The sequence below is a fragment of the Nonomuraea soli genome, from assembly GCF_013761175.1.
GTDB lineage: Bacteria > Actinomycetota > Actinomycetes > Streptosporangiales > Streptosporangiaceae > Nonomuraea > Nonomuraea soli.
In genome coordinates this window covers 546,202-564,614 of sequence record NZ_JACDUR010000005.1, presented here as the reverse complement: position 1 = coordinate 564,614, position 18,413 = coordinate 546,202, and the positions used below count along the sequence as shown (strand labels likewise).

Sequence of the window (18,413 nt, the reverse complement as noted above, 5' to 3'; positions counted from 1 at the left end):
TCGGGGACGTCAGCTGGTCTTGCCGATCAGTTCGGTGAGCTCGGCGATGATCTGGTCGCCGCCGGAGGTGTGCCAGCGCTGGAACTCGGCCTTGAGCTCGTCGTCGGTGAGCTGGCCCGCGAGGTGCTTGATCCGGGCGTCGGTCGGGATCGGGTTGAGCGTGGCGCCCTTCTCCACGGCGGTCTTGGAGATGTGCGGCAGCGACGGGTCGTGCACCGCGGTCTTCAGGTCCTCCTCGGCGATCACGTCGCGCTCCTTCTGCCAGGCCTGCTCCTCGGGAGTGGGACGCATCCACTCGTAGGCCCCGCCCGCGACACCGACGCTGGAGGTCATACCGAGCTGGATGAAGGCCGACTCGACGTCGTTCTTGATGGTCTTCATCTCGGGCTTCTGGTCGTCGATCTTGACGGCGAAGCCGTTCTCGACCTTGAAGTTGCGGCCCTCGATGCCGTTGGTCAGCAGGACCGAGCCCTCCTTGGAGGCGAGCTTGTCCAGGAACTTCAGGACGTCGTCGAGCTGCTGCTCGGTCTTGATGCGCGCCTTGGAGACGGTGATGATGCCGTTGAAGCCGGTGAAGGGCAGGGAGGTCTTCTGGCCGTCGGGGCGGGCCAGGTTGCCGACCATGGTGACCTTGTTCTGGTAGCCCTGCGGGTCGACCTCCTTGAACAGGTCGTAGAGCTGGCCGGTGCGGACGTTGACGTCGATCGAGATGCCGCCCTTGCCCTGCACGAACGGGTCGTTCCACTTGGCCGTGTCGAGGGTCGCCCAGTCCGGGTTGACCAGGCCCTCGTCGATGAAGCGCTTGATGTACTTCTGCGCCTCCCAGAACTCGGGGGCGTCGAACTCGGTGATCAGCTTGCCGTCACGCATGCCGTAGTTGTTCGGGGCGCCGAACCAGACGTCGATCGCGTTGTACGGGCTGGAGGCGGAGAAGCTGGGGGAGGGCCACTTCGGCAGGATCAGGCCGTAGGTGTCCTTCTTGCCGTTGCCGTCGGGGTCCTTCTCGGTGAAGGCCTTGGCGATGGTGTACAGGTCCTCGGTGGTCTTCGGCGGCTGCAGGCCGAGCTTCTCCAGCCAGTCCTTGCGGATCATGACGGCGGAGCGCAGCAGCGGGCGCACGCGGTAGACGCCGTAGTTCTTGCCGTTGGTCTGGGAGTTGATCCGGCCCTGCTCGGTCTTGGGCTTCAGGTTCGGGTACTTGTCCAGCTTGTCGGTCAGGTCCCAGAAGGCGCCTGCCTCGGCGGTCTTGACGAACTGGGCACCCTTGTTGTCCTGGATGACCATGACGTCCGGGATGTTGCCCGACGCCAGCGTGACGTTGGTCTTGTCCGGGTACTCGGCGTTCGGCACCCAGGTGATCTGGAGCTTCTTGCCGGTGAGCTTCTCGACCGCCTGGTGGATCTCGCCCTGCGGGCTCGGCGCCGTGCCGAACAGGGGGACCATCATGGTCAGCGAGTTGCTCGCGGCCTCGCCGCCGCCCTCGCCCTCGCTGCCACAGGCGGCGGCGGTGAGCACGGTTGTGAGCGCCAACATTCCGGCCAGCAGCCGGCGGGGGGAGTGGTTCATCAGATGCCTTTCGCAAGCAGGCGCGCTTCGTTCTCGGCGAAGAAGCGCAGGCAGAGCCAGGTGTTGAGGTGAATCCAGGCGCCCACGGTGAACAGGGGTGCCAGGAGGGGGAGCGATGCGGTCGCGAAGACCACCGCCGTGAGGATGAACAGCAGCAGGATCGTGGCCGCGGGCCTTGTGAGCGCGAACAGCGATGCCGTGGGAACGTAGGCGCGTGGCCTCAGGTCGTAGTGGACGTACATGGGCAGCAGGTAGGACGCCGTGGCGGCCACCAGGAGCAGGCCGATGCCGGTGAGCGTTCGCATCGGGCCGGTGAAGTACTCGTAGTAGCCGATCAGCAGCGTGACGACCACGACGATCGGCAGGACCAGGACGGAGCCCGGCCTGAACTCCTTGCGGAAGAGGGCGGCGAAGTCGCCGACCGTGGTCGACTTGCCCTGGATGTGCCGCCTGGCCAGGCCGTAGGCGGCGACCGTGGCCGGGCCGATGCCCAGCACGATGCCGCCCATGAGGGTGAAGACCAGCCACAGCAGGTTCAGGCGGGCCGTCCAGAAGACCTCGTCGAAGGCCCGGTAGAGCTTCAGCACGGCGTCACCCGCAGATCCGCGTACTCGCCGATCAGGGGAGCCATCTGGCGGAAACCGATCTTCCCGCCCCGCAGGGGGCGGTCGTCCTTCCAGCGGAAGCTCTCCAGGCCGTCGATCGAGAAGGCGACCTCGCCGTCCTTGACGGTCAGGCGCATCGCGTAGGGGCCCTGCGCGTCCAGCGCCGCCGGGAGCGGGTCGGGACCCTGGGCGACGAGGTGGAAGCCGTGGCTCTTGCGCAGGTTGCAGGTGTGCAGCCTGCGCTCGGAGGGCCACATGCGACGGTAGTAGGACACGTGGTAGGCGTCCAGGTCGCCGTGGTGGTACTGCTCGTAGGGGCCGGTGCGGGGAGCCAGGTCGAACAGGTCCTCGCCGTTCCTGCCGCGGGCGTGGAAGAACAGGATCGCCAGGCCGGGCTCGTTGACCGGCCAGAAGTTCCACTCGATCGTCACGTCCGCGGGGAAATCGTGGGGTGACCAGAGCACGATGTTGGCGTCCTGGCCGTCCTCGGGCGGGCGCAGGCTCTCCAGGCGCATCCGGCCGCGGGGGAAGGTGATCGCGCCGTCGCCCTCCAGCACGAAGCCCTTGACGTCGTCGGGGGCCGCCAGCGGGTTGGCGTACGGCACGGCGGGGGTCGCGGCGTCGTGGGTGCTCATGGCGCCACCTCCTGGAGGAAAGCGCTTGCCTGATGGGCGATGACAACGCGTCCTGCGGGGACCGTGCCCACCCCCTGGACCGTGGCGTCCTCGGCGGTGTGATTGATCGCGAAGACGTGGACGCCGCCGTCCGAGTGACCGCGCCGGACGATCTCCACACCCGGGTGGTCACTCGTCGCGACGCCCGCGTCGGCGCAGACCTCGGCGATCACGTGCTTGAGGTCGTCGCCCGTGAGCAGCGTGGTGAGGCTGTGGGCGACGCCCTCGCCGTACACGTTGCGGGTCCACGCGGGCTCGCCGGTGGCGTAGCTGTCGAGGACCTTGGCGCCCCTCGGGTGGGTGAGCTGCGACCAGACCGTGCCGGTGGCGCCGCTCGCGAGCAGGATGTCGCCGTCGAGCGGGAAGAACTCCTCGACCGTGATGCCCAGCAAGTCGCGCCAGGCGCCCGGGTAGCCGCCGAGGCGCACGCGGTCGTGCTCGTCGACGATCCCGGAGTACGGCCCGACGAGCGTGACACCGCCCTGCTCGACGAAGCGCTCCAGGTTGGCCTGACTGTGATCGTTCACAGAGTACAGAGCTGGGACGATGACGGCCTTGTAGCCCGTGAGATCGGCCGACGGGTGCACGACGTCGGCGGTGACGCCCAGCTTCCACAACTGGCCGTACCACTCGCGGATCACGTCGATCGGCTTGTGCTTGGTCGTAGGCTGCGCGGGGTGCTCCTGCGCCCAGATGCTGGCGTAGTCCATGAGGATCGCGACGTCGGCGGCGACCGTGCTGCCCTCGACGGCGGCGTTGTCGTGGAGCAGGCCGCCGAGCTCGACCACCTCGCGCCAGATCTTGGTCTCGGTGCCGGCGTGCGGCACCATCGCCGAGTGCCACTTCTCGGCGCCGGAGGCCGAGGCGCGCCACTGGAAGAACATGATGCCGTCGGCTCCGCGCGCCAGGTGCTGCACGGAGTTGCGGATCATCTCGCCCGGCTGCTTGGAGCGGTTGTGGCCCTGCCAGTTCACGCCGCTGGTGGAGTGCTCCATCAACAGCCACGGGCGGCCGCCGTTCAGCGAGCGGGCCAGGTCGGCGGAGAAGGCCAGGTGGATGTGCGGCTCCGGGTCGGTGACGACCAGGTAGTGGTCGGCGGAGACGACGTCGAGCTCCCTGGCGAACGCGAACTGGTCCATCTCCCAGTGCATGCCGGGCATCAGGTTGGTGCTGAACGGGACGCCGGGGGTGATGCTCGCGAGCAGGTCGCGCTCGGCGCGGTAGAGCTCGATCAGCGCGTCGGAGCTGAAACGGCGGAAGTCGAGCTGCTGCGCGGGATTGGTGAACGTGGGGGTGGCGCGGGGCGGCAGGATCTGGCTCCAGTCGCTGTAAAGCTGTGACCAGAAAGCCGATCCCCAGGCCTGATTTACCTGGTCAACGCTCTGGTAACGTTCACAGAGCCAACTACGGAACGCTTCCGCGGAAGTGTCACAGAAACAGCGGGAGTTGTGGCAGCCGTATTCGTTGTGGATGTGCCAGAGCGCGAGCGCCTCGTGCCCGGCATAACGCCTGGCGACCTTCTCCGCGATGTTCAGCGCCTTCTCGCGATAGATCGGCGAGCTGGGGCAGAACGCCTGACGGCTGCCGTGGCTGAGCACCCTGCCGTCGGCGTCCACCGGCAGCGCCTGCGGGTAGGTCGCGGCGAACCACGGCGGGGGAGCGGCGGTCGGCGTGGCCAGGTTGGCCCGGATGCCGTTCTCGGCGAGCAGGTCCATGCAGCGGTCGAACCAGGCGAAGTCGTAGACGCCCTCGGCCGGCTCCAGCTTCGACCAGGCGAAGATGCCCAGGCTGACGCGGTTGACGCCGGCCTCGCGCATCAGCCGGACGTCCTGCGACCAGATCTCCTCGGGCCACTGCTCGGGGTTCCAGTCGCCGCCGTAGGCAAGCACGCCCAGTCTCCTCTCGTCGACACACTTCGCTACATCGGTGTTACGGGGGATTAAAACGTTCTTCTCCATGTTGCACAAGACCTCGTTGCCTCTTTGGAACTTTCCGCAGGTCCTGGGCGTGTAAGTCGATGAAGAACGTTTCAATAACGCTGAGGCGTGTCCGACCTGCTGCATGACTTACACACACTGTGTGACTTACCGTCCCGTGCAGGGATACGATCCAGCCACTCGTCCCCTCATTTCGGCAGTTACGGAGTGGCCATGGCGCTCGAAGCAGGTCACGAGTGGTCGCCGCCCGGTGTCGACGCGTCAGCGCCCAGTGTCGCCAGGGTCCACGACGCGCTCCTCGGCGGAACGGAGAACTTCGCCGTCGACCGGGCGGTCGCCACCAAGCTGAAGACCGCCGTGCCGGAGGTCGTGGACCTGGTCTGGTGCAACCGCGCCTTCATCGGCCGCGTCACCGACTTCCTGGTGCGCGAGGCCGGGGTCACCCAGATCATCGACGTCGGGGCCGGGCTGCCGACCATCGAGAACACCCACGAGGTCGCCCAGTTCGCCGACCCGGCGGTGCGGGTCGTCTACGTCGACAACGACCCCATGGTGGAGCCGCACGCGCGCTCCATCCTGCGCGAGAACGGCGGGGCGACGGCGATCACCGCCGACGCGCGCGACGTCGACGCGGTGCTCGGCCATCCCGAGCTGCTGCGGCACATCGACTTCTCCCGGCCTGTGGCGATCATGATGGTCGGGCTGCTGCACCTGTTCCCCGACAGCGAGGATCCGTGGCGGCTGGTCGCCGACTACATGGGGGCGGTGCCGCCGGGGAGCTACCTTGCGGCGACCAACTTCCACACCGCCCAGCACCCGCAGGCCAAGGCGCTGGAGGCGATGCTGCACGCCACCATGGGGACCGGGTTCTTCAGGTCGCGGGCGGCGGTGGAACGATACTTCGAGGGGTTGGAGCTGGTGGAGCCGGGCGTGGTGAACCTGGCCGAGTGGCGGCCCGACGAGCACCGGGACGGGGGGCTGGCGACGTGGGAAGAGGTGCTCCTGGGAGGAGTCGCGCGCAAGCCGTGAGCCGGGCGAAAACGTGAAGGCACCGGACCCGGGGTGTCCACCCGTGTCCGGTGCCGTCCTGCGGCCGGTCGCGGTCGGCCGGTTTTCGGTCGGCCGGTCGCGGTCGGTCGGCCGGTCGTGGTTCAGTCGGTCAGCAGCGCGTCCATCTGCCCGACCGCCAGCCTGAGCCCCTCGGTCATGCCCATGTCCGCGAGCTGCTCCATCTGCTCGCGCGAGTCGAAGACCGAGCGCAGCTCCATCCGGGTGCCGCCGTCGTGCGTGAACAGCTGCATGTGAGCCGTCGTGGTCGGCATGTCCGAGGGCGTGCCGTCCTGGTCGGCGAACCCGTCGACGAACTCCAGCGACTTCGGCGGGTTGACCGCCGAGATCCGCCACCAGCCGCGGTACCTCTCGCCCTCGGGGCTGGTCATGAAGTACGTGACGCTCCCCCCGGGCGTCAGGTCGTGCTCCTCGACCGTCGCCGGGTAGGCCGGCGGGCCCCACCAGCGCTCCAGTTGCCGGGGGTCGGCCCACAACTGCCACACCCGCTCGACCGGCGCGTCGAAGTCGGCGATCAGGGTGAGGGTCAGGTTCTCGAAGTCCTTGTCGATGCTCGTGACGCTCATCTGGCTGGTCCTCTCGTCGGGTTGTCGGTCTCCTGGCCGGAATCCAGGGCGAGCAGGCGGGCCATGCGGTCCACCCGTCCGCGCCAGGTCGCCTCGAGCTCGTCGAGGGCGGCGCGGGCCCTGCTCACGGCGTCGGGATCGGTACGCACGAGTTGCTCCCTTCCGCGACGCTCCTTGCTGACCAGACCGGCACGTTCGAGCACCGCCACGTGCTTCTGCACAGCGGCGAAGCTCATCGGGTAGGCCTCGGCCAGGCGTGACACCGACAGCTCGCCCCTTCCGCAGCGACGCAGGATGTCGCGGCGTGTCGCGTCGGCCAGGGCGTGGAACAACTGGTCCACGGCCTCCTCATGTACAACCATTTGGTTGTACGTTAGCTCGCACCTGGGGGGATGTCCAGCGGGCGGGTCAACTCACACGGCTCTCCAGCCCGCGATCGTCGCCTCGGCGATGGCCTTGATGCGGTCGCCGTACGGCAGGGGTCCGTCGAACACGAAGCTCCCGTCGCGGACCGGCAGCGTGCTGAAGGACGCGGCGAAGCGGGCGGGCGGCCCGTCCTGGGGGAGCGGGGCGTACGCGGTCAGGGGGTCCGGCTCGAAGGCCTGCCGCGCCCGATGGTTGTTGCGTGCCACCCGGCGGGCCGTCAGCCGCGTCAGGGCGTCGAGCCCTTGATCCACGTAGAACTGCAGGAGGCGGAACTGGCCGTCAAGGTACTTGCCGTGGCCTCTCGCCGGATGCTGCAGCAAGTACGCCGTGACCACGACCGCGTGCCACCGGTACATCTCCGGATCGGACTGCTCCTCGGCGAGGATCCCGTGGTAGTAGTCCTCGCACGTGCCGAGCTCGCCGGCGGGGGCGCCGCAGTCGCAGGTGCTGTCCGTCATGCCCGGCACCCTAGGTGACGGACGCCCGGACGGCGACGGGTTATCCGCCTCGCGGCCCTCCGGCCCGGCTCCTGCTAGCATCCGAGATCGTACCGTTCGGTTCTATCTCTGGAGGTGCCGTGCTCGACCCGCCGCACTGGCAGGCCGTACGGCTGGCGCTCGGCACCGCCTCGGCCCTCGGCCTGGCACGCTTCGCCTACGGCCTGCTCCTGCCCGCCATGCGTGACGACCTCCGCTGGACCCTGGCGGAGGCGGGCGCCATGAACACCGCCAACGGGCTCGGATACCTGCTCGGAGCGCTGGCCACCGCCGTCGTCACGCGCCGGGTGAGCGCCACGGCGACCTTCCGCTGGGGCATGGTCCTGGTGGCCGGGGCGCTGGCCGCGACGGCGACGACGGGCGACTACCTGGTCCTGCTGGCCTTACGGGCGGCGGCCGGGGCGGCGGGGGCGGCCGTGTTCATCGCGGGAGGGGTGATCGCCTCGCGCATCGCCACCCGTACGGCCTCCGGTGCGCCCATCACGGTGTACTTCGCCGGCGCCGGGCTGGGCATCGTCGCCGCCGGCGCGGCCCTCCCGGCGATGGCGGCGCAATGGCGCCTCGCGTGGGCGATCCTCGGCCTGGCCGCCGCCGCATCCGCCCTGGCCGCCTGGACCGCCGCCCACGAGACGCCTCCTATCGCTATCGCCCACGAGACGCCTCCTACCGCCATCGCCCACGAGACGCCGCCCATCGCCATTGCCCACGAGACGCCTCCCGCCCGCCCTGACCCCGCCCCGGCGCCCTCCGGCCACGGCCGCGCCCGTCTGCGCCCGCTGGCCGGCGTCACCGCCGCCTACCTGCTCTTCGCCACCGGCTACATCACCTACATCACCTTCCTCTCCGCCTACCTCGCCGACCAGCGTGCCCCGCTCGCCCAGGTCGCCCTCACCTGGACGGCCCTGGGCCTGGCCGTCATCGCGGCCCCTCTCCTCTGGAACCGCCCCACCGCCCGCTGGCCCGGCACCCGCGCCCTGACCGCGCTGCTCGCCACCCTCGCCGCCGGCGCGGCCCTGGCCCTGCTCGCTCCCGCCCCGCCGATCATCCTCGCCTCGGCGATCATCTACGGTGCGACGTTCATGGGCGTCCCCGCCGCCGTCACCACCCTCATCAGGACCACCACCCCGCCGACGGCGTGGACCGCCACCCTGTCCGCGTTCACCGTGCTGTTCGCCGCGGGCCAGACCGCGGGCCCGTGGCTGGCGGGCGTCCTGGCCGACGTCACCTCGACCGAGGCCACCCTGGCCTGGACCGCGATCCTGTGCGCCGCGGCCGCGGCGATCTCCGCCACCTCCCGCCCACCCGGGCACGGGCGACGCCCGAGGGGCAATTAGTGGTATACCGGTACGGCGCGAACGCTGTCCCGTACCCCAGAAGGAGCCCCGGTGCTGCGTCAGAAACCACCCCGACGCGGCCCGGGTGCGGCCCTGGCCTCGCTCAGGAACCCCCGCTTCGCCCTGCTCTGGCTCTCGAACCTGTTCTTCTTCGGCGGCGTCTGGAACCAGACCCTCGTCATGGGCTGGCTGGTCTACGAGACGACGCGGTCGGAGTTCCTCGTCGCCGCCTACACGGCGATCCGCCTGTCCCCGCTCCTGTTCGGGCCGATCGCCGGCGCCATCGCCGACCGATACGACCGCTCCAGGCTCCTCATCCTTGCCTCCACCTGGGCGTTCGCCGTCACCGCCGCGGTCGCCGTGCTCGCCGCCGTGGGCCTGCTGCCGTACTGGGCGATCGTGGCGGGCGGCTTCGCGCTCGGGCTCGCCCAGTCGCCCGCGCAGCCCGCCCGAGCCTCGATGGTGCTCGAACTCGTCGGACGCGAGAACCTCAGCAACGCCAACGCCCTGAACTCCATGGCCATGAACGTCACCCAGGTGGTCGGCCCCGCCGCCGGAGGCGCCCTGATCGCCGCCGTCGGAGCGCCCGCCGCGCTCTGGATCTCGACCAGCTGGTTCGCCTTCTCGCTGTTCCTGCTGCTGCCGTTGCGCGGCCGGGGCAAGGTCGAGCGCACGGTCACGGAACCGGTGTTCGCGATGATCGCCAGCGGCTTCCGCGCCATCGGACGCAACCGCCTGGCGGTCGCCGTCCTCCTCGTCACGCTCGCGGCCAACATCCTGATCTGGCCCATCTACCAGTCGTTCATGCCGGTCTTCGCCCGGGAGTCTCTCGGCCTCGACGCGGCGGGACTCGGCATCCTGCTCACGTGCTGCGGAGCCGGTGGCCTCACCGGCTCGCTGATCATCGCCGGACTGGGCGACTTCCGCTTCAAGGGCGCCCTGTTCGTCGGCGGCACCGCCGCACTCGGGGCGTTGTGGGCGGCGTTCTCGCTTACCCACACCACCACGGTCGCGTACGTGCTCATGGCCGTGATCGGGCTGGCCAGCGCGTGCTTCGGCGTGCTGCAGACCACGCTGCTGCTCATGACCACCGAGCCCGCCCTGCACGGGCGGGCGCTGGGGGCGCAGGAACTCGCGATCGGCGTCATGCCCCTGGCCGCCCTCGCCCTCGGCGCCGCCGCGCACGCGGTGGGCGTGGGGATCACGACGCTGAGCGCCGGCCTGGTGCTGGTCGCCGCCTTGGTCGTGCTCGCGGCGCGGGTTCCGGAACTGCTCAGGTACGGCTGAGGCCCGATCGATCGTCGCTTCCGCCGAGCTCGGCGAGCAGGCGGCCGGGCAGGTCGGTGAGGCGTTCGATGCGGATCACCGTGTCGTCGGCCGCCGGGGAGGGCCCGCCGGTGACGAAATCGATGCCGCGGTCCAGCCAGACACCCGTGAGCCCGGCGCGGGAGGCCGCGTTCACATCGCTCTCCAGCATGTCGCCCACGTTGACCGCCCGCGAGGGGTCGGTCCCCATCCAGCGGCAGGCGGCGGTGTACGCGGCGGGCTTGGCGGCGCCGAGCTCGGTCGGGGTCAGGACCGCCTCGAAGTGGCCGAGCAGGTCGAAGCGGGCGAGCTTGGCACGCTGCTGCCCGGGGTCGCCGTTGGTGAGGACGGCCAGCCGTACTCCACGGTCCCTCAGGTCTTCGAGGCAGGGCCGTACGTCGGGATAGCACTGCCAGGCCTGCTCGAACGCGGCGAGGTAACGCTCGGCGATCCAGGCGTCGAGCAGCTCGGGACCTTCGGGGACAGGCTCGCCCAGCATCGGCAGGAAGGAGCGCGCCCTGCGCCGGTGGTGCTCGGCGAAGGAGCACTCGCCGGCCAGGTATTCGCGCATGTGGCGCGCCTCCAGCGCCCACCACGCCGTCGCCAGCTCGTCAGGGGAGGCTGCGGGGCCGGGGGCGGTCCGGATGATCTGGGCGATCGTCTCCCAGACCGCGCCGCGATGGTCGACGAGGGTGCCGTCAAGATCGAAGAAGATCACGTCCGTCATGAGAGGATCATCTCGCGGACCTCGCCGGCGACCTCCCTGAGGCGCCGGATGCGCGGGCGTGGCGGGCGGGGGATACGCCGCCTCCGGGCTGATCATGGTCAGGGTGAGGACAGGAGCACGGAGCGGCCGCCAGGTCGACAGCCGATGGCTGAGGCCGGGCTTCGAGGTCGCGCTGGTTCTGTCGTTGACGATCTGGACGGTGCTCCTGCCAGGGGACATCACGTGGCAGGTCAGGACCGTCAACCTGCTGTGCGTGGCGGCGGTCGCGGTGCGGCGGGCGAACCCGGTGTTCGCCGCGTTCCTCCTGAGCGCCACCCTGTTCTACACCCGGGTGGGTGATCCGCTGACCGCGCAGACCGTGGCCTACGTGTTCGTGGTGCCCGCGCTGACCTCACGCCGGCGGATCGGCCCGCTGTTGTGGGTGGCCCTGGCGGCAGTGGTGATCAGCTATGCCCAGCCGTGGGACCTGGAGTGGTACGCCGTGGATCCGGTCTACCGCACGCTGTATTGCGTGATGCTGGCCGCGGCGGTCAGCTCGTTCGGGTTCCTGCAGCGGGCCATGCGGTCACGCAGGCGCCTCATGGTGCGCGAGCACAAGGAGCGCGAGGCCCGCGCCCGCGTGGAGGACAGGGCGCGCCTGTCGGAGGAACTGCACGACGCGATCGGCCACGAGCTGAGCCTCATCGCGGTCCTGTCGGCGACGCTGCCGCTGACGGGCGGAGACCAGCGTACGGCCGACCAGATCGCGTCGCTGGCCCGCAACGGCCTTGCCGAGCTCCGGCAGATCGTCGCCATCCTCGGCGACGAGGCGTCCGGGCAGGCGGGGGAACTGTTCAGCCTCCGGACACTGCCGGCGCTGATCGCCCGCGTCGAGGACACCACCGGGACACCGGTCCGGCTCGACGACCGGCTGGACGCGGACGTCGTGCTGCCGCCGGAGGTGGGGCGGCTCGCCTACCGGGTCATCCAGGAGAGCCTCACCAACGCCGTCAAGTACGCCCCCGGCGCCCCCGTGACCGTCACCCTGGACGGCACGGCGGAGCGGCTCACGGTGGCGGTGGACAACGGCCCGGCCCGCCGCGCGCCGATCGCGCTGCCGTCCGGCCAGCGCGGCCTCACGCATCTGGCCGACCGCGTGCAACGCCTGCGCGGATCGCTCACCGCCCGGCCGCACACCCACGGCGGTTTCGTGGTCGCCGCGGAGTTTCCCCTGAGCTGAGGGCTACCTCTTGCTGGTGGAGGTCACCCGCTTGAGCGCCCGCTCCCACTCCGTCCCGAAGGGGTTGTCGTTGATCATGTAGGTCCACGTGGCGCTGGGCCGCTTGAGCTCCGGCGCGGGCGCCTCGAAGGAGTCGAGCGAGCGGCGCTCGATCTCCGCCATCAGCTGCTTGTACTCCGCCACGGCCTCCCGGTGGAACTCGTCCAGGGGACTCATGCGCCCGAGCGCCCGCAGGTGGATGCCCTCGCGCAGGTCGGTGAGGAAGGCCAGATGCTCGGTCCAGCACCGGTCGAGGTGGTACAGCACGATCTGCCTGGCCGTCTCGTCGCGGGTGGACTCGGGCAGGGCCGCCCAGCGCTCCGGGTCGGCCTCGGACAGGGCCACGGAGGCCGAGTCGCCGTGCAGGACCTTGTCGCGCCACTCCATCACCAGCTCGCGCTGGTGCTCCAGCAGCCGGGTGTAGCGCCAGGTGTTGCGGTGGATCTCGAGGTTGACCCCTTCGGCGACACGCTGGGCGTGGCCGACGAGGTAGGCGCCGCGGCGGTGCCGTACGAGGCCGTCGGGGTCGGCGGCCGGCGGGCGCTCGTCGGGGACGAACTGGGTGAGCAGCTCGTCTTCCATGCTGACGAAGAAGACCGAGCCGCCGGGGTCGCCCTGGCGGCCGGCCCGGCCGCGCAGCTGGTCGTCGAGGCGGCTGGAGGAGTGGCGTCCTGAGCCGATCACGTAGAGGCCGCCGAGTTCGGCGACGCCGTCGCCGAGGCGGATGTCGGTGCCGCGGCCGGCCATCTGCGTCGAGACGGTGATCGCACCGCGCTCGCCCGCCCTGGCGATGATCGAGGCCTCCTCCGCGTCGTTCTTGGCGTTGAGGACGACGGGTTCGAGCTTGCGGCGCTGCAGCAGGTGGGCCAGGTGCTCGGACTCGGCGACGTCGAGGGTGCCGATGAGGATGGGGCGGCCGCTCTCGTGGACCGCCTGGATCTCCTCGACCAGGGCGGCGATCTTGTCGGGCCCGGTCGGGTAAATGCGGTCGGCGAAGTCGTCGCGGACGCAGGGCCGGTTGGGCGGGATGACGGCGACCTTGAGGCCGTAGAACTCGCCGAGCTGCTCGCTGACCGCGACAGCCGTACCCGTCATGCCGCAGACCTGCGGGTAACGCTTGATCAGCCCCTGGACGCTGATCTGGTCGAGGATCTCGCCCTTCTCGGTGGGGTCGAGCGCCTCCTTGGCCTCGACCGCGGCCTGGAGCCCGTCGGGCCAGCGCTGCAGCAGGGCGACGCGGCCACGCGAGGGGTTGATCAGCTGGACCCTGCCGTCGCGGACGATGTAGTCGACGTCGCGGGTGAGCAGGGCGTGGGCGTGCAGGGCGAGGTTGACCTCGATCAGGGTGCCAGGCTCGTTCTCGTCGTAGAGGTCGATGCCGAGGATGTTCTCGACGCTGGCCGCGCCCTTGGTGGTCAGGTAGGCGTTGCGGCCCTGCTCGTCGATCTCGTAGTGGTAGCCGCGTACGAGGGTGCGGACCAGGGCGGCGAGTTCGGGGATGGTGCTGCCGGGGTCGGCGGCGCCGGCGAGCACGAGCGGGACGCGGGCCTCGTCGACGAGCACGGAGTCGGCCTCGTCGACGAGCGCCACCTCCGGCGCGGGGACGATGATCTGGGCCGGGCCGGTGGCCAGGCGGTCGCGCAGGACGTCGAAGCCGATCTCGCTGACCGAGCCGTAGAGCACGTCGCACGCGTAGGCCGACCTGCGCTCCTCGTGCGGGGTGTTCTGGTCGATGTGGCCGACCGTGACGCCGAGGGCTTCGTACAGCGGAGCCATCCACTCGGCGTCGCGCTTGGCCAGGTAGTCGTTGACCGAGATCACGTGGACGCGCTTGCCCTGCAGGGCGTAGCCGGCGGCGGCCATGGCGCCGGACAGGGTCTTGCCCTCGCCGGTGACCATCTCGGCGACGTGGCCGTCGAGCAGGGCCAGGGTGCCGATCAGCTGCACGTCGTACGGCCTGAGGCCGAGGGTGCGGTCGGCGGCCTCCCGGGCGATGGCACAAAAGCCCGCCAGGTCTGACATGTCGGGCTTGTCGTCCGGTGAGACCTCCCGCTTGTCGGCCGCGTGCACGACCTTCTTGTAGGCGGAGAGGTTCACCCCTCCCGGGCGATCCAGAAGGTTGCGGAATAGCCCGGAGATCAAGGCCCTTTTGCCGGTCACAGTCCCTCCAACGACAACTACGCCGAGCCTGTTCCTCTTGGGACCGGCACAGGTCCGGTACGGCAGGCGCCGCCGTACCGGACACTAGCTCACCTTTGACCCTGAACGGTCAACACCACGACGGAGGCGAGCAGCACGGCACCTCCCATCGCGGACAGGAGCGTCAGCGGCTCGCCCAGCAGCAGCGTTCCCAGCGCGGCCGCGCCGACCGCCTCGCCCAGGGACAGGATCGCGGCCGTCGACGCTCTGACGGTGGTCAGCGCCCTGAAGAACAGCGCGTAGGCGAGAGCCGTCGGGATCGCGCCCAGGTAGAGCAGCAACGCGACCGTCTCCAGGGAGACGTGGGGCAGGGTCGCGAACGGCGCCAGGCACAACGCCCCGACGGCGAAGGCGCCGGCGGTGGTTGTGGCCGGATCGTTGTGATGGCCCGCGGACTTCGTGTACAGGGTGACCGCCGCGTACCCGGCCGCCGACAACAACGCCAGGGCGATGCCCAGCGGGGTGCTCGACCCGGTCTGCTCGGCCGTCAGCATGACCAGCCCCGACAGGGCGGCGGGCAGGGCGATCAGCCCCGCCCCGCCGAGGCGCTCGCCGAGGAACACGCGGCTGCCCGCGGCGGCGAACAGCGTGGTCGCGCCCATGGTGACGACGGTGGCGACCGCGACGCCCGACTCGGCGATCGCGCCGAAGTAGGCCGTCTGGTAGATCGCCATTCCGGCGCCGACGACAAGGGTGTGCCGGAGCGTGCCGCTTGCCGGAGCGGCACCTGTGCCGCTTCTCCTGGTGGTGCGGGTGACCAGGAGCAGGAAGCCCGCGCCCAGCAGGTAACGCCAGAACGAGGCGCCGACGGCGTCGAGGCCGCCGTGCTCGAACAGCAGCTTTCCCGCGGCGCCGCCGGTGCCCCAGGCGGCGGCGGCGACACAGATGAACAGCGCGCCACGGCGCGCGGTAAGGGATGACAAGGAGATCTCTCCGAAGGGAGTGGTTGGAGAAGGGCCTGAACGAAGGCAGGCGGCAACCACTCACGGACCCGAGGTCCGCTACGAGGGGCGCCCGCTAGACGGCGGGCGGGGGAGAGATCAGGTAATACGGCACCGGATCAGAATAGCGAGGAACGTACCTGACATCGGCTGACAGGTATGCCGGGCACGATGACATCCATGACAGCAACGCTTCTCGCCTTCACCATCGACTGCTCCGAGCCCAGTAAGCTCGCTGACTTCTACGCCAAGGTCCTGGGCTGGGAGGTGACCTACGCCGAGGAGGAGTACGCGGCCATCGGCGATGGGACGACCAGCATCTACTTCGGCCGGGTGGCCGACCGGAAGCCGGTCGAGTGGCCAAGTCCGGACAAGCAATTCCACATCGATCTCCGGGTGCCGGACGTGGAGCGGGCCGTCCAGGAATTCATCGATCTGGGCGCAACCAGGCCCGACTTCCAGCCCGGTGAGGGAAAATGGGTCGTGATGCAGGACCCGCAGGGCCACCTTTTCTGCGTCTGCCCCGAGAGATCAGCCTAAAGTCTGATCTAACGACCTTGCTGGGCGAATAGTCTGTATCAATGCTCTTGGACCTCTGCGGGCGCCCATGACCTGGGTAGGCCTGGTGATCGCCCTGCTCGGGGCCCTCGGATACGCGCTCGGCGCGGCATTGCAACAGTACGAAGCCGTGGCGGAGGGCGCTTCGTTCTCGCTGATGAAGCGCCCGCGCTGGTGGATCGGCGGCATCATCGGCTTCACCGGCGCGTGCCTGCACGCGGTGGCGCTCAGCTTCGCACCGCTCGTCGCGGTGCAGCCCATCAGCGTGGCCACCCTGGTGTTCGCCGTCCCCCTGGCCGCCTTCATGTACGGCCGCAAGCCGTACAAGGCGGAGATCTTCGGCTCCATCGCCGTGGCCGTCGGCCTGCTCTGGCTCATGCTGCTGGTGCCCGAGCACAACGTGAAGCCGAGCCTGTCGACCCCCGCCGCACTCGTGTTCATCGCCGTCATCGGCACGATCGTGCTCATCACCCACCTGGCCTCCAAGCGGGCGAGCGGCCCGGCCAAGGCGCTGCTGCTGTCGATCGGCGCGGGCGCCACGACGGCCAGCGTCTCCACCTTCGTCCGCGTCGTCGGCGGCGGCATGGACGGCGACTTCGGCAAGCTGCTCCACTGGTTCACGCTGGCCATTCCGGTGCTGCTCATCTGCGCCGTCATGCTGCTGCAGCACTCCTACGCGGTCGGCTACTTCGGCATCGCCTACGCGGGCGTACAGGTCGTCGACCCGATCACCAGCGTGCTCGCCGGAGCCATCATGCTCGGCGAGCCCCTGCCGACCAGCCCCGGCACCGCCATCCCCGCGATCGCCGCCGCCGCGCTCACGATCGCCGGCACGATCACACTCGGGCGCCTGGCTCCCGACCACTCCAAGAAGCCGCCGGCGGCTCCCATCCCAGCACCGGTGCCTGCGACCGCAACAGCAGATCTGGACTGAGCTTCCCGCCCAGCCGTACGCCCAGGTTCCTCAGGCGTACGGCCAGCGGATGGGTCAGGGTGACCGCCCGGTTGATCGCCGCCGACCTGGCCACGATCATCGCGGTGCGCTCCAGCCTGGCCCGCGTGTAGGCCTCCAGGTCGGGCGCCGTCGCGGCCAGGGTGACCGCGTCCTCGATCGCCTGGCAGGCACCCTGGCCGAGATTGGGCGTCATCGGGTGCGCGGCGTCGCCCAGCAGGGCGACCCTGCCGCGGTGCATCGCGGGCAAGGGCTTGTCCAGGTAGTAGACGTCGTTCCTGAGCACCTTCTCCGCACCCTGGAGCAGCTCGGGGATGGGGTCGTGCCAGGAGCCGAAACGTCTGACCAGCTCGGCCCTCTCGTCGGCGAACGTGCTGCCCGCGGGGACGACGTCGGTGGCGTAGACGTAGACCTCGGAGCCGGCCAGGGGCATGACGCCGAAGACGAGGCCCCTGCCCCAGGTCTCGTGGGTCTGCACGACGCCCTCGGGCTTGGGGACGATCGCCCGCCACGCCGTGACGCCCGCGTAGATCGGGGCGGGGTGGCCGGGGAAGAGGGCCCTGCGGGCGGCCGAGTGGATGCCGTCGGCGGCGACCACCAGGTCAGCGCCAAAGCGGTCGGCGAGATCGTCCACACCAACCTCGGACACCGGACCTGCCCCGAGTTCGGTCCCCGCGCCGAAGCCTGCCTCGACCCCCAGGCGCAGTGCGCCCTTGGGCAGCCGTTCCACCAGGAGCTCCGTCAGCGTCGCCCGCCTGAGGAGCACGATCGAGTCGCCGAACGTCGCCACCGCCCTGTCATTCGTGGTGCGCATCAGCCACTTCCCGTCGGAGCTGCGCAGCCCGGCGGTGCCCTGGATCGCCGAGAGCTTGCGCACCTCGTCGCCGACGCCGATCACGTCGAGGGCCTTCAGCGCGTTGGCGGCGATCGCCAGCCCTGAGCCGACCGGCTCCAGCTGCGGCGCCCGCTCGAGGACCTCGACCTCCCAGCCCTTCCTGTGCAACGCGATGGCGGCGGTGAGACCGCCGATGCCCGCTCCGATCACTACCGCACGCATGCCCGCTCCTCAGGGAAACTACATCTGTAGTTTGAGACTACACCTGTAGTATGCCGCCGTGAAGCGCTCGGAAGTCATCGCGGACGCGGCCATCACCGTCCTGGCCGATCACGGCATGCGCGGGCTCACCCACCGCGCCGTCGACGAGGCCGCGGGACTCCCCGCCGGCTCCACCTCCAACCTGGCCCGCAGCCGGGCGGCGCTCCTGGAGCTCGCACTCGAGCATCTGACCGCGCTGGAGGAGCAGGCGCTCGCCGAGGCGCTCGGTGCCGGTGGCTCGGAGCTGCCGGAGCTCATGGCCGCGGCGCTGCTGGTGCAGATCAGGGATCGGCGGCGCACGCTGGCTCGCTACGAGCTGGCACTGGAGGCCAACCGGCGGCCCGAACTGCGGGCCGTCTACAACCGGGTGGGGGCGCGGTTCCGGGACCCGGGGGTGGTGATGCTGACTGCGATGGGATCGGCGGACCCGGCGCGGCACGCACGCCAGCTGGTGGCCTTCGGGGAGGGGCTGATGTTCGACACGCTGGTGGGGGCGGGGTCCGAGCCGTCGTTCGAGGAACTGCGGGACGGGATCGAGGAGCTGATCGCGGGCATGCTCGCCCAAGGCTGACCCCAGGCCCCCGCGTCGAGAGCCTTCCCCCGGCCCTGGCCCCCGGCCCCCGGCCCGCGGCTCGGCTCGGCCCGCGGCTCGGCCCTGGCCCTCAGCCTCGGTGCCCGGTCCTCGGTGCCCGGTCCTCGGTGCC

General features: G+C 70.2%; 18 protein-coding genes. 7 read left to right on the top strand and 11 right to left on the bottom strand.

Going from position 1 to position 18,413, the window contains the following annotated elements:
- Positions 1–9: 9 nt before the first annotated feature.
- From HNR30_RS25860 to HNR30_RS25845, 4 genes are read right to left on the bottom strand one after another with little or no spacing between them, the layout of a single operon-like run.
- Positions 10–1,566: an extracellular solute-binding protein gene (locus tag HNR30_RS25860; protein WP_181612598.1), complete on the bottom strand. Its 1,557-nt coding sequence runs from the start codon at positions 1,564–1,566 to the stop codon at positions 10–12.
- Positions 1,566–2,153, bottom strand: a complete 588-nt coding sequence (locus HNR30_RS25855; protein ID WP_312894642.1) for a YesL family protein — start codon at positions 2,151–2,153, stop codon at positions 1,566–1,568. Before HNR30_RS25855 ends, HNR30_RS25860 begins: the two co-directional genes overlap by 1 nt.
- A complete protein-coding gene (locus tag HNR30_RS25850) occupies positions 2,147–2,806 on the bottom strand; it encodes a DUF1961 family protein (protein ID WP_181612597.1) in 660 nt (219 codons plus the stop codon). Before HNR30_RS25850 ends, HNR30_RS25855 begins: the two co-directional genes overlap by 7 nt.
- Positions 2,803–4,734 (bottom strand): beta-galactosidase, encoded by a 1,932-nt coding sequence (locus tag HNR30_RS25845; protein WP_312894641.1) that lies wholly within the window; start codon positions 4,732–4,734, stop codon positions 2,803–2,805. Before HNR30_RS25845 ends, HNR30_RS25850 begins: the two co-directional genes overlap by 4 nt.
- Before the next feature lie 261 nt (positions 4,735–4,995).
- Here HNR30_RS25845 and HNR30_RS25840 point away from each other — a divergent pair, with 261 nt between their 5' ends.
- The gene (locus HNR30_RS25840) at positions 4,996–5,811 is read left to right on the top strand and encodes an SAM-dependent methyltransferase (protein ID WP_181612595.1); all 816 of its coding nucleotides are present in this window, start codon (positions 4,996–4,998) and stop codon (positions 5,809–5,811) included.
- A 122-nt stretch (positions 5,812–5,933) separates the two neighbouring features.
- Here HNR30_RS25840 and HNR30_RS25835 read toward each other — a convergent pair whose 3' ends face one another.
- From HNR30_RS25835 to HNR30_RS25825, 3 genes are read right to left on the bottom strand one after another with little or no spacing between them, the layout of a single operon-like run.
- Positions 5,934–6,416 (bottom strand): SRPBCC family protein, encoded by a 483-nt coding sequence (locus HNR30_RS25835; RefSeq protein WP_181612594.1) that lies wholly within the window; start codon positions 6,414–6,416, stop codon positions 5,934–5,936.
- On the bottom strand, positions 6,413–6,778 hold the full coding sequence (locus tag HNR30_RS25830; RefSeq protein WP_181612593.1) for an ArsR/SmtB family transcription factor: 366 nt from the start codon (positions 6,776–6,778) through the stop codon (positions 6,413–6,415). Before HNR30_RS25830 ends, HNR30_RS25835 begins: the two co-directional genes overlap by 4 nt.
- A gap of 51 nt (positions 6,779–6,829) precedes the next feature.
- Positions 6,830–7,300 (bottom strand): DUF5946 family protein, encoded by a 471-nt coding sequence (locus HNR30_RS25825; protein WP_181612592.1) that lies wholly within the window; start codon positions 7,298–7,300, stop codon positions 6,830–6,832.
- A 119-nt stretch (positions 7,301–7,419) separates the two neighbouring features.
- Here HNR30_RS25825 and HNR30_RS25820 point away from each other — a divergent pair, with 119 nt between their 5' ends.
- Positions 7,420–8,673, top strand: coding sequence for a YbfB/YjiJ family MFS transporter (locus HNR30_RS25820; RefSeq protein WP_181612591.1), 1,254 nt, complete (start codon positions 7,420–7,422; stop codon positions 8,671–8,673).
- 51 nt (positions 8,674–8,724) lie between these two features.
- The gene (locus HNR30_RS25815; RefSeq protein WP_220133986.1) at positions 8,725–9,960 is read left to right on the top strand and encodes an MFS transporter; all 1,236 of its coding nucleotides are present in this window, start codon (positions 8,725–8,727) and stop codon (positions 9,958–9,960) included.
- On the opposite strand, the gene HNR30_RS25810 is transcribed toward HNR30_RS25815, so the two are convergent.
- A complete protein-coding gene (locus HNR30_RS25810; RefSeq protein ID WP_181612590.1) occupies positions 9,947–10,705 on the bottom strand; it encodes an HAD family hydrolase in 759 nt (252 codons plus the stop codon). The two genes, HNR30_RS25815 and HNR30_RS25810, sit on opposite strands and share 14 nt — an antisense overlap.
- A 103-nt stretch (positions 10,706–10,808) precedes the next feature.
- Between HNR30_RS25810 and HNR30_RS50285 the strand changes: the two genes are divergently transcribed.
- Positions 10,809–11,924 carry a sensor histidine kinase gene (locus tag HNR30_RS50285; RefSeq protein WP_181612589.1) on the top strand — a complete coding sequence of 372 codons (1,116 nt, stop codon included), beginning with the start codon at positions 10,809–10,811 and terminating at the stop codon, positions 11,922–11,924.
- Between the two features lie 3 nt (positions 11,925–11,927).
- Here the strand turns inward: HNR30_RS50285 and secA2 are convergent, their stop codons facing one another.
- Both secA2 and HNR30_RS25795 read right to left on the bottom strand, forming a co-directional pair.
- On the bottom strand, positions 11,928–14,060 hold the full coding sequence (gene secA2, locus HNR30_RS25800; protein WP_312894640.1) for an accessory Sec system translocase SecA2: 2,133 nt from the start codon (positions 14,058–14,060) through the stop codon (positions 11,928–11,930).
- Between the two features lie 152 nt (positions 14,061–14,212).
- Positions 14,213–15,085, bottom strand: coding sequence for a DMT family transporter (locus HNR30_RS25795; RefSeq protein WP_181612587.1), 873 nt, complete (start codon positions 15,083–15,085; stop codon positions 14,213–14,215).
- 198 nt (positions 15,086–15,283) lie between these two features.
- Between HNR30_RS25795 and HNR30_RS25790 the strand changes: the two genes are divergently transcribed.
- Positions 15,284–15,643: a VOC family protein gene (locus tag HNR30_RS25790; RefSeq protein ID WP_246379175.1), complete on the top strand. Its 360-nt coding sequence runs from the start codon at positions 15,284–15,286 to the stop codon at positions 15,641–15,643.
- Between the two features lie 67 nt (positions 15,644–15,710).
- Positions 15,711–16,595, top strand: coding sequence for a DMT family transporter (locus HNR30_RS25785; RefSeq protein WP_181612585.1), 885 nt, complete (start codon positions 15,711–15,713; stop codon positions 16,593–16,595).
- On the opposite strand, the gene HNR30_RS25780 is transcribed toward HNR30_RS25785, so the two are convergent.
- On the bottom strand, positions 16,498–17,670 hold the full coding sequence (locus HNR30_RS25780; RefSeq protein WP_181612584.1) for an FAD-dependent monooxygenase: 1,173 nt from the start codon (positions 17,668–17,670) through the stop codon (positions 16,498–16,500). The genes HNR30_RS25785 and HNR30_RS25780 overlap by 98 nt on opposite strands.
- Positions 17,671–17,728: 58 nt before the next feature.
- On the opposite strand from HNR30_RS25780, the gene HNR30_RS25775 reads away from it, so the two are divergent.
- Complete coding sequence (locus HNR30_RS25775) at positions 17,729–18,280, top strand: TetR/AcrR family transcriptional regulator (protein WP_312894639.1); 552 nt, start codon at positions 17,729–17,731, stop codon at positions 18,278–18,280.
- Positions 18,281–18,413 lie beyond the last annotated feature (133 nt).

Coding starts and splice junctions, on each gene's coding strand:
- HNR30_RS25860 (WP_181612598.1), bottom strand. CDS start 1,566: ATGAACCACTCCCCCCGCCGGCTGCTGGCCGGAATGTTGGCGCTCACA.
- HNR30_RS25850 (WP_181612597.1), bottom strand. CDS start 2,806: ATGAGCACCCACGACGCCGCGACCCCCGCCGTGCCGTACGCCAACCCG.
- HNR30_RS25840 (WP_181612595.1), top strand. CDS start 4,996: ATGGCGCTCGAAGCAGGTCACGAGTGGTCGCCGCCCGGTGTCGACGCG.
- HNR30_RS25835 (WP_181612594.1), bottom strand. CDS start 6,416: ATGAGCGTCACGAGCATCGACAAGGACTTCGAGAACCTGACCCTCACC.
- HNR30_RS25830 (WP_181612593.1), bottom strand. CDS start 6,778: ATGGTTGTACATGAGGAGGCCGTGGACCAGTTGTTCCACGCCCTGGCC.
- HNR30_RS25825 (WP_181612592.1), bottom strand. CDS start 7,300: ATGACGGACAGCACCTGCGACTGCGGCGCCCCCGCCGGCGAGCTCGGC.
- HNR30_RS25810 (WP_181612590.1), bottom strand. CDS start 10,705: ATGACGGACGTGATCTTCTTCGATCTTGACGGCACCCTCGTCGACCAT.
- HNR30_RS25790 (WP_246379175.1), top strand. CDS start 15,284: ATGACAGCAACGCTTCTCGCCTTCACCATCGACTGCTCCGAGCCCAGT.
- HNR30_RS25785 (WP_181612585.1), top strand. CDS start 15,711: ATGACCTGGGTAGGCCTGGTGATCGCCCTGCTCGGGGCCCTCGGATAC.
- HNR30_RS25780 (WP_181612584.1), bottom strand. CDS start 17,670: ATGCGTGCGGTAGTGATCGGAGCGGGCATCGGCGGTCTCACCGCCGCC.